Consider the following 12,265-nt stretch of genomic DNA (forward strand, 5'->3'; position numbering starts at 1 on the left):
CGCCCAGCTATATAAACCGGGTAGAAGCTCTCAAAAGCAGAGTGATCAACACCAGCTCCAGCATTAAGAGGAAAAATATTTAGGAAGATGCGCGGTTTTGCGGAGGGGGATACCCCATGACCACTGCTAGGGCGATCTACAGGGGGAGGCTGCTCGAGAAGAGGTACGGAGTCCTCGGCAAGGTGGCCAGGAGGTACCTAGAAGCGGGGCTCAGCGTCGAGCTCCTACACCCGACCAGGCACGGACCTATACACGTAATCGCCAGGGGCAACAAGCAGGTACTAGCGATAGAAGTAGCGGATAAGCCCGGGAAGGTGGGCGCCGACAGGGTAAAGCTACTGCTCGAAAAAGCCAAGCTAGTAAAAGCGAAGCCCGTACTCGTCCTCTACTCGGAGGGAGCCTTCCTCGACGAGGAAGCGCGCAAGCTCTGCGAAGAAAACAAAGTCAAAGTCAAGGTCGTAAAGCCCTAGCGGCGGGAGGCTCCTTGAGGAAAGCCTTACTCCTGGCGGTAGCCGTCGCGGCGGCGCTCGCGGCCTTCGCGTACGTGCAGTTCGAGCAGAGGAAAGCCTTCGAGAACTGCAAGCTAACCCTCGTCGACGTAAGAGTAAGCGAGCTGGGGCTCACGAGCGCGAAGCTAACGCTCGTAATAGACATCTACAACCCGGGAAGCATAACGGCGACACTCGACAGGGCAGAGTTCGACGTCTACGCCGACGGCACGTACCTCGGGCACGGCACAATACCCCAAAGGATAGATATACCCCCGAACGCCACGAGGAGGATCTCGGTACCCTTCGAGGCGAGCTACGCCGGCGTCCTCTCAGTGCTCAAGGGGCAACGCACGTGGACGATCAAGGGTACAGCGTACATAGACACCCCCTTCGGAGCGATAGCAGTACCGTTCGAGGTGAAAAAGTAAAACAAAGTTTTATCAAACAATAACATCATTATACCAGTTAATCTCTTTTCAAAATAGCTGTGAAAACATAGTTATACTGAAACAAAACAATGTTAGAAAAAAGTTACTCCGGCGGGGGCAGGGATCTCTTAAGTAGGTCGACGTGCTCCTCCGTCAAGTCGCTCTCGGCAAACTTTCTCAAGGCGAGTTTCCCGCCCTCCAAGGAGATCCTATTGAAGAAGAACTTCTTCGCGCCCAGATCAGCTGTGAAAACCCTAAGCTCAGGTAGCGAGCCCAGGTAACTGGAAACCTCCTCGTCTGCTAGAAGCGACGATAGTTGCTTCGTAGCGAGAAAAACTCTCACGTGGAAGATTACAGGAACCCTTAAACCCCTCCTCGAGAAAGCCTTGAGCACTTCGCGGGTAGCCGACGCGACGCGGCTCATCTTCTGCTCACCGCCCATCATAAGGCTTACAGCGTCGGGCTTAAAAGACTCTACCTGCCTCGCCAGCTCGTCCTCCCTTCCCTCCTCGTAGAAGAACACCTTGAAGCTACCGCTCCCGTAGCCATACCTGTGCATGTAGCCGGCAATCTGCGCTGCAACGATGGAGCAACAAATCCTGTCCGCGAAGGTCACGAATGCTATCCTCTTAAACCCTTCGTAGAGCTTCTCACCTACAAGGAAGCCCGTGAGGCCTCTCAGGTACACCTCTTCTTCTAGAGACGCCCTACTTATAGACATGTGCTTTTACCAAGTAAACCTGAAAAAGGCGACGTTATAAATATATGGTTTAGACTTCAAACCTCTCGGACAGCAAACCCGGAAAGCTAACCGGTACCTGATCCGCGAAAAGCATAAGGTTCTCCGAGTAGAATTACCCCGTGGCTTCTCCAGTTAAGGAAGACTTGTGGAGCATGCTCGAAAAGCTTCTCGAGAAGGAGCGCGGGTCCTCGGCGACAGAGGCGGAGAGGTTCCCGGCGAGGTTCCTCGGAGGCGAGAAGGTCCTGCTCTTCGAGAAGCGCGGAAAGCCCTTCAGCTTCGAGCCGGGAGACGTCGTGGGCGTCGCCGAGGGGGGATTGGTCGAGCCCCTAGGAGTCGTGCTCGACGCGACCTCGGAGACGCTCATAGTCGAGAACGTCTACCGGAAGAGGCTCCAGCAACTCCGAGAGGTAGAGCTGGCGGACGCGGAGTTAACGCTGGGGTACGACCTCCAGCTGGACCTCTTGAAGCAGGTGCGGGGCGGCAAGGCGGAGATCGTCGCGGTGTTCAACGAGAAGCCCGTGGAGCTCTTCGAGGGAGCCCCGCAGAAACCGCTCGGCAGGGTCGACGCGCGGACCGTGAAGGTATCCCTGGTGAAGCGCTCGGCGGGCGGCGGGGAGGCTCGGGAAGAGGTACGCCTAGACGAGTCGCAGTCGAGAGTGGTGAACGCCGCCCTCGAGCTAGAGGAAGGGGAGGTGCTGCTCGTCGTCGGGCCGCCGGGCACGGGGAAGACAACCACCATAGCGGGGATCGCGGAGAAGCTGGCGGAGCGCGGCGAGCGGGTACTGATCTCCTCCCACACGAACAGGGCTGTGGACAACGCCGTGGGGAAGCTTCCCATCGACTTCACCGTGAGGGTCGGCAGGCCGGAGAAGGTACTAAGGGAGATAGAGCCCTACCTGCTAAGCTACAAGGTAAAGAGCGCGCTGGGCGAGAGGTACGCGGACCTCCAAGAAAGGATAAACGAGTTGCTGGAAACAATAAGGATCCACCGAGGGTACCTCCGCGGAAAGGATAGGTCGACGTTTTCCCTTCTGGAGCGGAGCCTCCGGGAGCACGAGAGGGAGCTGAGGGAGCTCTTGGAGGAGCGGAGAAAGCTCATAGAGGAGGTCCAGAGCGAGGTCCTCGGAGGAGCCAGGGTAGTCGGCTCGACGCTAATAAAGTCCCAGCTCTACCCCCTCCGGGACTACCCGTTCGACACCGTGATAATAGACGAGGCAAGCCAGGTCTCGGTAACCCTAGCACTACTCGCAATGGTCAAGGGGAGAAAGTGGATAGTAGTAGGCGACCACAAGCAACTACTCCCCATATTCAGGTCCGAGGTAGCACGGGAAGAGCTGGAGGACCTGGGAGCGTTCACGAGGCTCATGCGGTTCTACGGGGAGAAGGGAGGCTACCCTAGAACCCTCTGGCTGAGGAAAAGCTACAGGAGCCACCCCGACATAGTGGGCTTCGCCGCCCGCTACGTCTACGAGGGCAAGATAAAGCCCGCCGCCAAGCCCAAGGAGAAAACGCTCGCGCTCAGCCCGGGGTACCCCGACTTCCTCGAGCCCCGCAAGCCCTTCACGCTAATACACGTAGACTCGCAGGAAGAGCGCCGGGGCGGCTCAAGGATCAACGAGGCGGAAGCCAGGGTATGCTACGAGCTCGTAGACGCGCTGACCAAGCACGGCGTACCACAGGAAGAGATAGGAGTAATCACGCCGTACAGAGCCCAGCGGAGCAGAATAAAGGAGTACCTCCAAGGCTTCAACGTCGAAGTAAACACCGTGGACGCATTTCAGGGGAGAGAGAAAGACGTGGTAATATTCTCCCTCACGGCTACACGGGAAGACTCGCTCGCATTCGCCGCAGACGCAAACAGGCTAAACGTAGCCATCACGAGAGCCAGGAAGAAGCTACTCTTCGTGGCAAACGCGAACGTAATGGAGCACGGCATACTGAAGGAGATCCGCGAGTGGGCCAAGAAGAAGAAAGCCATCTACGACTGGCGCCTAAAGAAGTGGACATAGAGAAACCGCGCACCCGGCGCTAGAGCGGTAGCGGGGCACCGCGTACGGAACCTTAGCTTCAAGGAGAAGCTTAAATACTGCGCAGTACGCAGTGCAAACCGTGGAGGTAGTCAGGGTTACCGAGAGATACCGGGTCACAATCCCCCTCAGCGTTCGGAGAGAGCTGGGGATCAAGGTGGGAGACAAGCTGAGAGTAAGGGTCGAGGGAAAGAGGATAATCCTGGAGCCCATCCCAGAGGAGCCGAGGAACCCCCTCGAAGACATGCTCAGCATACTCGACAAGCCCGTTGACGTAGACGCGGTCAGGCTGGTAGAGGGATCCTGGAGCGAGGACTAACGCCCAAGCAGGCGCGAACGTGCCACTCAACGTGATTATCAACTCGCGCGTACCGTATCCTCCGCCGCTACTATCGCGTGGACTCCGCCCTGCTACCAGAGCTGCGAGCCACTTGGTACCAACTAGTCCATCTTGGTACACTCAGTTAATTTCGTGTACCAATTGGTACCTTTAGTACCAAAGAAACTTTTTAAGAACCAACTGGTACCAAGTAGTACTGAGGAGAAATGACCGAGCGGAGCTACAGGTACAGGCAGGTAAAGTTCAACCTAAAAGAAGAAGAGTACGCTAAGCTCGAAAGCCTAGCAAAGGAGATTGGAACAACGCCGGCCGCACTCGCCAAGAAAATAGTGCTCGAACACCTCGGACTCGACGAATCCGTAACCCTCATCGAGAGAGTACGCACCCTCGAAGAAAGATACGAAAGAATGGCTAAAGAACTGGGAAGAATAGAGAAGGATCTAGCCTACGTCATAAGGGTTATCAGAGCAAAGAGGGGTTCTGTTTGAACATAGAAGATGTCAAAACCCTTCTAGACTCCTACAACCCTTGGTGGCGCGACAAAGAGTGGAGCCAGAACCACCCGTTGCTTAGAGCTGTCAGAGAGTCTATCCTACAAAATCCTCCACGCCTCTTTTACCACATCGTAAACTCCCTCCCAAAGCAAGGCTACTACGGAATAGTAACGATTAGAGGACCCAGGAGAGTTGGCAAAACAACATTGATAGTAAGAATAATTGACCACTTAATCTCAAAGTCTGGAATAAAGCCGGAGAATGTATTCTACATCCCACTCGACTACAAAAAGTTAGAAAGCTTAAACCTATTCGACTTGTTTTACGTTACTGCACAGCTACCCGAGGAGAAGTATATCTTTCTAGACGAAGCCTCTATGCGGAGAGACTGGGCACTTGTCCTCAAAAACCTCGTCGATGCCGGTTTAGTTGAGAAAGGCAAACTGAAAATCATAGTTACCGGGAGTCACTCCATGGATCTAGCGGAGGCAGTGAGCAAGTTGAGCGATAGACAAGGTCGTCTAGCCTCGTTATTTAACCTCGGAGGCAACCTTTTTCACGTTCCTCTACGTTTCGTGGAAATTCTTGAGGCTATCAGACCAGACATAGATGACTATCTGAGAAGATACCGTTTAAGGAAACCCCGCGAGAGGTTTAACATACTACTTCAGCTATGGCACGGTACCATACCTAAAGCTTTGGAGGACTTTTACAACGAGTTCTCCGAACTTCTCAACGAGATCTTCGAAGACTACCTCCTCCACGGAGGATTCCCCAAAACAGTAGACCAGTACCATAGAGAAGGAACAATAGAGCCGAGCTTCTATCACGACCTTGCCGAGCTCGTTATTTCCGACAGCGAAAACGCCGGGTTAAAACCCGAAAATACTAAACGCGTCCTTGAGTTTTTAACAGAGCATGAGAGGCTATCCTCTTTACTTGGACTGGAGAAAAGGGAGAACATAGGTAAACATGTTACGGGAGTAGACGAAGAAGGCTTTCCCTCCGCAAGATTTGGGTTCGGAAAATACCTAGAGTACCTAGAAACGACCAAGCTCTTCCTGTTTCCGTACCGTGAAGATTCTTCACAAACCTGCACGCCGAATTATAGGGCAGATAGGAAGGTTTATGTGATGGATCCATTCCCCTACTATGCTTTCAAAGCCCATATACATAACGAGGTGGATCCACTAGGCTTTTCAAAGAAATTGCTCAGCGAACCTGGGTTCAAAGGAAGACTCGTCGAAAGCGTAGTAGCAGCACACCTAGTTATGGCTCAGCAGTTCTTCGAGCACGTATCAACGGTAGACTATCACAAGGTTCTTTTATACTCCAAAAACGAAAAAGAGACAGACTACGTGCTCTGCCTGTCACGTAAAGGTGAAAAGCACAGGATTCTCATAGAGTCTAAATACCGAGAAAACGCGCGAAGAGAGGTTCCAGAAGGCAAGAAGATAATCTTGACAAAAAACAAGCTCGAAGTGGTCGAAGAAGAAGAAAATATGCACATCTACGTCCCAGTCACAGCTTTCCTAGCACTATTCTAGGCTAGGAATAAACGGCTCTCCACGCACCGGCGAACCCACACTTCAGGAATTTCCTAACCCCAAGTCTGCGAAGCGCGCGCTTCGAAAAGCTGGAAGAAACCCTGAACAACGAGAAAGTGAAGAGAAAAGTGGGCAACGCGATCGTAGTGAAAGTGTTGCACCACCACGGAGGAGTCAACACCCTACTCGTAAGCATGGCTAGAAGGGCGAAAGTAGAGGTGCAGAGGTGCGGCGACACCGTAGACCTAGACTCGATACTGCGCGAAAGAGGACTGCTGTAGCAAGGCGGAGAGGCCCCGGCAGAAAGAGTTAAACCTTTACCAGCCGCTTATAATACGAGGAGGGGTGCTCTCCAAGCAGGAGTTCGCGAGGTGGGTTGAAGCCTCGCACGCACTCTTCGACCTCTTCGACGGGAAGTACGACGCCTACCCCTTCGCCAGAAAGCTCGCCGCGCAGTGGCTTCGACACGGAGAATTCACCCTCGACGAAGAAGCCAGAAGGGGGCTCGCGGACTCGATACGCAACTTCAAGTACAACGTTTTCGGGCTCGGACCGAGGAAGCGCGAAAGGATAGAGCCGGAGCTCTGGGCACTCCTAGAAGCCATGGAGGCCGACAGGAGGAACGCCGGCTACGCAATCTCGATCTACTTCTTCACCTGGAACATCAGGAGGTTCATAAAGTACATCAAGGAGAACAGCTACTTCTCCATAGTGAAGTACTTCGAATCCCTCGGAGCAAAGCTCGAAGAAATGAGGAACAACCTCGTCCACTTCGCCGATAAACACATACTACGCGACGAAGTCGAAGACAAGGAAATCGTAAACCTCTTTAACAGGGCAAACCAAGCACTCAAAGCACTCGGAATAGGGGAAAATGAGCCAGTAGCAACAGCCAAGCTCCTCCACATATTCTCCCCCAGCTACTTCCCACTAATAGACAACCCCATCGCCGACTGCACAGGCATAAAGAAGATAGACGCCTACACCTACACCGAGTGGATCCACACACTGAAAAACTGGCTCAAAAACTACACCGAAGAAGCCCTACAACTAGAGAAAAACACCGGGCACACAATACTCAAACTCGTAGACGAAGGACTATACACAATGTGTTCCATAACACTCAAAGCAAGAATACACAGCCTAGGACTACCCAGCAAACAACCCACACTCCCAAGAAAAACCAAGCATCGCAAACACAGAAAAAGAAGACGACGCTAAGCCTCGCCGATCCTCGCGGAACCCCTGTCAGCATGCCGCCTAGCTCGGTAGGCGCAAATATCCACCAAAGACATAAGTCTTTTTATCTAATCAGTACGCAAATCGTGCTTGGGCCCCGAATGTCGCTACCCGTAGTGGTGGTTGACCCGGACCCAAGCAAAGCGAGAGACGTCGTCGGGGCGCTAGTCGAGGGCTACAGAAGGTTCTACGGCGAAGACCCCTCCGGCGAGCTCGTAGCGTCGTGGAGTAGCAGCGTTGCCCGCGTCCTAGGCGTCCTGGAGAGGGCGGGAGGCTTCCCCGCGGTGCTCGAGCTACCGCTGTTCGGGTCCGAGAGGGCCGACTTCGTAGTCGTCGGCAGGGGTAGGGCGCTCGTAGTCGAGGCGAAGGGCTGGAGCACGGTTGAGAAGCTGAACTACGTGGTGCAGGTCGACGGGCTGAGAGAGGTGGATCCGTGCTACCAGGTGGAGAACTACGTTTCGAAGCTCAAGTACTTCAGCACCGCCGCGGACAGGGTGAGGCACTTCGACGGGGTAGCGTACCTCTACGGAGGCGCGAGCTACTCGGATGGCTGCAGGATCGCGAGGAGCGACGCGGAGCTGGAGGAGTATGTAGGCTCCCTCGGCTCGCCCGGCGACGAGGGAGACGTCGAGGCGGTAGCAAGCGCCAAGTTCACGGTGAGGAGGGATATAGTCGAGTTCCTGCGGAGCCACAGAGACAAACTCCTCAAGGAGGCGGCGCGCTTCCTAGCCTCGGAGGGGTACGGGCTGGGCAGGGAGCAGCTAGTCCTGGTGCACGACGTCCTAGAGGCGCTGGAGGCGGGGTCTAGGAAGGCTTTCTTCGTCAGGGGCGGGACCGGCTCCGGGAAGACGCTCGTCGCCCTAACCCTCCTCTTCGAAGCGGTTTCGAGGGGCTACCACGCCGTCCTGGCTTACAAGAACAACAGGTTGCTCAACACGCTCAGGTACGCCCTCTCGTTGCGCGCACCGCGCGGTGCGCCCAAGCTCAGCGCACTCATAGTGTACTACTCTACCGGCAGAGGGCACGGGCTCGGGGAGAGAAGAGCGTACGAGAAGGGACTTTACAGAAACCTGAATCTCGCGGTGCTCGACGAAGCGCAGAGGATGACGCTCGAGAACATCGAGTACACAATGAAGAGCGCCCCCGTCACCGTCTACTTCTACGACGACAAGCAGATACTCATAGGCTACGAGGAGGGCTTCAGGGAAAACTTCCTCGAAGCGGCGGAGAGGCTCGGGCTCGCCTACGACGAGAGGGAGCTGAAAACGCTCTACAGGGTCCCGCCCGGCTACGTGAAGCTCGTGGAAAGCCTGGTCTACAGCGGGGCAGTCGCCCAGCAGGACGTCCAGGGCTACGACATCAAAGTATTCGATAACCCGGCAGACATGCTTGAAGCCCTCCAGGAGAAGGCGAACAAAGGCTTCAAGGTAGCCCTCGTGTGCGCCTTCACGGAGACGAGGGGCGACAAGAACGACCTGAACAGCCCGGAGAACAGGAGGCTCACAGTCAAGCGCGGAGACCGCGAAGAAGTAGTCACGTGGCTCATGGACGAAAAAGAGGAGTACCCCAAGTATTGGTGCGGAGAGCTGGGAAACCCCCTCACGCGCTGCGCCTCAGTCTACGGGGCACAAGGCTTCGAGGCAGACTACGTCGGAGTAGTATGGGGCAGAGACATGGTCTGGAGGTGCGGGCCGCTGGGCTGTGGGTGGAGCGTAAACCCCGACGCCATAACAGACTACGTAGGCGGGCAGTACTCGCTGGAGAAACTAGCCAGGAAAGACCCCGGCAAAGCCCTCGAACTACTCAAAAACAGGTACTACATCATGCTGACAAGAGGAATCAAGGGAACCTACATATACCCCGAAGACGGGGAAACAGGGCGCCTACTCAGAGAAGTAGTCGAAAAGCTACAGCAACACTAACAGGCAAGCCCCCGGCAAAACCCTAGGCATTTTTCACGTTATAAATCAGAAGCAATGTTTTCGGAGGAGGAATGAGCCCGGTTGTAAACGTTGCCAAGCTCGACGGCTTCCTCGTATGCCTCCCGGCTCCGGGCCGCATGCTCCCCGGCGTGGTAAAGGCTAGTAGCGTCTCGCTGGACGGGGTACGCCTAGAGGCGCCTCCCGGCGGCGAGCTCCTCGTAGCGCCCCGCCACCTGGAGGTTCGCGGTGGGAGGAGGGGCTTAAGGGTCGAGATAAGGGGCAGGGAGCCCTTCGCCGTCGGCTTGGCTAGGGTCTCGCAGGGGTACTACGTGCTCGCGCCGCTCGGCGGCTCCGAGTGCTGGAAGGCCTTCTCTATGGGGCTCGGCGAGGGCTTCGGGCTCATGGAATTTATATACCCCCTTGGAGTAAAAAATACGGTGGTATGATAAAGGTATGATCAGCGCGCTACTGTTGTTCTTTAAGGCTAAGAAGGCGCGTGGCCAGAAAGAGTTGCTAGAGGACTTCATAAAGGATCTGAGCAACCCCATGGCTCTGTGGGCACCCGTACCCGAGTCCTCGCTGAAGTATCTGCCGCGCGAGTTCGTCGAAGTAGCATTCCCGCAGTACGCGCAAAAGGTGCTTTAAGGTGAATTTCAGGAATGGCACATACCCTAGAAGAGACCGGGAGAGCTGTTAAAAAAGCTAAAAAGCCAAGCACCAGAAAAGTCGCTTTAGCTACCGGGCTAATAGCCCTCCTCAGCGTACTAGCCCTAGCAACTCTTCTCTACTACCAAGACAAAACTCCACCAAAAATCGAAATAAAGGAAAAGAAGGTTGATGAATACCTCTCCCTCCTCGCAAAGATCACAGACTACGAGTCAAAGGTAGAGGGAGCCTACGTTCTAATACATTTCCCAGATACCGGAAAAGTTTTGAACCAAACCCTAGTTCCTTTAAACCAAACACACTTCCTCCTACCCCCGGTCTCTCTAAACGAAGAAGGAAACTATCTAGTCACAATTGTTGCAAGAGACAGCAAAGGAAATGAGGCAAAAAGCTCCTTCACAGCTTCCCGCTTCGACAACCCGAGAATCGAATGGATTAAAGCACTTTACAGTTTCCCATACTTAAGCCTAAACGCAAGCATCAGCGATTTAGGTGGAGTAAGCAAAGTTATTCTCTCACTAGAAGGAAAAAACTACACCCTCTCCCCTTTACAAGTCGATGAAAAAGGAAGAGGAATCTATGGAATAAAAACTGAAGCCCACCCCTCTACTAAATCGCTAGGATACATTCTCTTCGCCCTCGATAGGTTTAACAGAAGTAGCAAGATAAGCAGTAACGTAACGCTTAGCTCTCGAGACTCTTTCATAAGCTGGGCTCTCTCAAAAGGTTACGACGCACAATTAGCGTCCCGCTTTTTCGATGACTTTTGGACTGTGAGGGATTTGTTTAATGCAAACGACACAACAACCTTAGAGAACATACTCCGCATAGCCTCTCTTAATGCAAGCCCCACTCCGAAGAACCTTGCCTACCAAATTCTCCGCAACATAGAAGACGATAACGAAGTTAGTCTGAAAAAAGATTCCATAAGGGCAGCTCTTAGCCTGCTTAACGACCTGGAAATATACGGATTAAACAAAGTAGAAACCCTTACTTTCCTCTCAAACTACAGCGTCGCGATAGGCCAGTCAAGGCTACCAAAACATGGTAAAAGCCTGCTTCTCAACGTGATAAGAGCAGGAGAAGAGTACCCATCCCTGCTAGACTTTTCTCCGATAATAATCAAAGTAGACTACAAATGCACCTATGTAGACAATAAAGTTCCAATATGTATAGGGAATTGGAGCTATTTGGATAGGGTACCAAGCAAAGATATGCTATACAGTTACGGAAGGGAGATACAAAATGGAAGCATTGTATACGTAGCAAAAACCGACATACCAATCGCCGCCTGGATGCTATGCGAGCATTTGAAGAGAACTCCATACCATCTGAAACACCCGGAAGTATTCGAAGCCCTTAACGCAAAGATGCAGCAAAATGCTTTAGACATTCTTCCGTACTACAGTCCATACAGCGATGAGCTTTGGAAAGAAATACTTCTTCCCCACTGGGAGTATTTCTGGAGCTCCACTCCTCAAGCTGGAAATTTAAGTAAAAGGTTAACGATTTTGCCTTGGTACAATTCGAGTTTGCTAAAGGAATGGATTGGTAATAAAAACGATAGAAAAATAGCACTTATGTTTCTTTTTCAATTACCTCAAAAAATAGAAGATTTGAACTATACGGAAGATAGACTCAACCCCAATGCAGTAGTTTATCGTGGGGCAGAGGCAATTAAATATTTTGTTAGGAATTTAGAAAGGGGCTATAGGACTGCCTTTAAAGATTACCCGCATGGTGTGAGATTAGTCCCTTATCCCAATTGCTACATTGCATGGATAACTGATAGATGGCTTCATGGGTTAAAAAATACTGCTGAGCAGTTTTTGGGAAAAAATATTATTAGTTATGAGGGATATCCTAATCTTATTGATCTTTATGTAGAAAGAAATCCAGATGCACCGAATACACATTTCGTTAAAAACTACCCCTACTATCGAATTCTACTGTATACATGGGGGGTCTTACTTGGAGTAGAGGAGCAAAGCACACATCCCATAGAGCCATTCATTAGAGCAGTAGGAATTCCGTATTCGTTAGGTAGCTACTATGAGCATTTTGCAAGCACATCAATAAACTATGTATGCACTGATGATTCTGTGTTCTACGGCTTTCCGGATAAAGTACTCGCTCCACTTAGAGAAGGGAAGTTTGGCAAGTTTCTAGTTCTTCCCGGCAATGGATTCTCCCCTATAGCCTCTGGCTTAGATGGATTGGTTCAAGATTTATACGATGGTTGGACATATAAAGAGAAGGACGTGGGTAGGGTTGCGAAATACATAGAAGTCTATGTTCCATTATTGAATCAAAAGGTTATCCTCGTAAAAGCCGGATTGGAAGGAGAAATAAAAGGCTAGCTGGGGAAT

13 protein-coding genes are annotated in these 12,265 nt (G+C 52.5%); 12 read left to right on the plus strand and 1 reads right to left on the minus strand.

Annotated features, from left to right (window positions below):
• The first annotated feature begins 116 nt into the window (after positions 1–116).
• Positions 117–470 (plus strand): hypothetical protein, encoded by a 354-nt coding sequence (locus TPEN_RS04925; protein ID WP_011752620.1) that lies wholly within the window; start codon positions 117–119, stop codon positions 468–470.
• Between the two features lie 14 nt (positions 471–484).
• Positions 485–919: an LEA/WHy family protein gene (locus tag TPEN_RS04930; RefSeq protein WP_011752621.1), complete on the plus strand. Its 435-nt coding sequence runs from the start codon at positions 485–487 to the stop codon at positions 917–919.
• Positions 920–1,022: 103 nt separating this feature from the next.
• Here TPEN_RS04930 and TPEN_RS04935 read toward each other — a convergent pair whose 3' ends face one another.
• A complete protein-coding gene (locus TPEN_RS04935) occupies positions 1,023–1,640 on the minus strand; it encodes a hypothetical protein (protein ID WP_011752622.1) in 618 nt (205 codons plus the stop codon).
• A gap of 140 nt (positions 1,641–1,780) precedes the next feature.
• On the opposite strand from TPEN_RS04935, the gene TPEN_RS04940 reads away from it, so the two are divergent.
• From TPEN_RS04940 to TPEN_RS04980, 10 genes are all read left to right on the plus strand, one after another.
• Positions 1,781–3,670: a DEAD/DEAH box helicase gene (locus TPEN_RS04940; protein ID WP_011752623.1), complete on the plus strand. Its 1,890-nt coding sequence runs from the start codon at positions 1,781–1,783 to the stop codon at positions 3,668–3,670.
• A 100-nt stretch (positions 3,671–3,770) separates the two neighbouring features.
• The gene (locus TPEN_RS04945) at positions 3,771–4,007 is read left to right on the plus strand and encodes an AbrB/MazE/SpoVT family DNA-binding domain-containing protein (RefSeq protein ID WP_052885163.1); all 237 of its coding nucleotides are present in this window, start codon (positions 3,771–3,773) and stop codon (positions 4,005–4,007) included.
• 227 nt (positions 4,008–4,234) lie between these two features.
• Complete coding sequence (locus TPEN_RS04950) at positions 4,235–4,516, plus strand: hypothetical protein (RefSeq protein WP_011752625.1); 282 nt, start codon at positions 4,235–4,237, stop codon at positions 4,514–4,516.
• Positions 4,513–6,069, plus strand: coding sequence for an ATP-binding protein (locus TPEN_RS04955; RefSeq protein ID WP_011752626.1), 1,557 nt, complete (start codon positions 4,513–4,515; stop codon positions 6,067–6,069). The genes TPEN_RS04950 and TPEN_RS04955 overlap by 4 nt, the downstream gene beginning before the upstream one ends.
• 116 nt (positions 6,070–6,185) lie before the next feature.
• Positions 6,186–6,350, plus strand: a complete 165-nt coding sequence (locus tag TPEN_RS09985; protein ID WP_011752627.1) for a hypothetical protein — start codon at positions 6,186–6,188, stop codon at positions 6,348–6,350.
• Between the two features lie 64 nt (positions 6,351–6,414).
• Complete coding sequence (locus tag TPEN_RS04960; RefSeq protein ID WP_011752628.1) at positions 6,415–7,290, plus strand: hypothetical protein; 876 nt, start codon at positions 6,415–6,417, stop codon at positions 7,288–7,290.
• A gap of 119 nt (positions 7,291–7,409) precedes the next feature.
• Positions 7,410–9,230 (plus strand): DNA/RNA helicase domain-containing protein, encoded by a 1,821-nt coding sequence (locus tag TPEN_RS04965; protein WP_052885164.1) that lies wholly within the window; start codon positions 7,410–7,412, stop codon positions 9,228–9,230.
• 71 nt (positions 9,231–9,301) lie between these two features.
• Positions 9,302–9,676, plus strand: coding sequence for a hypothetical protein (locus tag TPEN_RS04970; protein ID WP_011752630.1), 375 nt, complete (start codon positions 9,302–9,304; stop codon positions 9,674–9,676).
• A 7-nt stretch (positions 9,677–9,683) separates the two neighbouring features.
• Positions 9,684–9,875 (plus strand): hypothetical protein, encoded by a 192-nt coding sequence (locus TPEN_RS04975; protein ID WP_052885165.1) that lies wholly within the window; start codon positions 9,684–9,686, stop codon positions 9,873–9,875.
• Between the two features lie 14 nt (positions 9,876–9,889).
• On the plus strand, positions 9,890–12,256 hold the full coding sequence (locus TPEN_RS04980) for a hypothetical protein (protein WP_011752631.1): 2,367 nt from the start codon (positions 9,890–9,892) through the stop codon (positions 12,254–12,256).
• Positions 12,257–12,265: the final 9 nt, after the last annotated feature.

The organism is Thermofilum pendens Hrk 5 (assembly GCF_000015225.1).
Classification (GTDB): Archaea; Thermoproteota; Thermoprotei; order Thermofilales; family Thermofilaceae; genus Thermofilum; species Thermofilum pendens.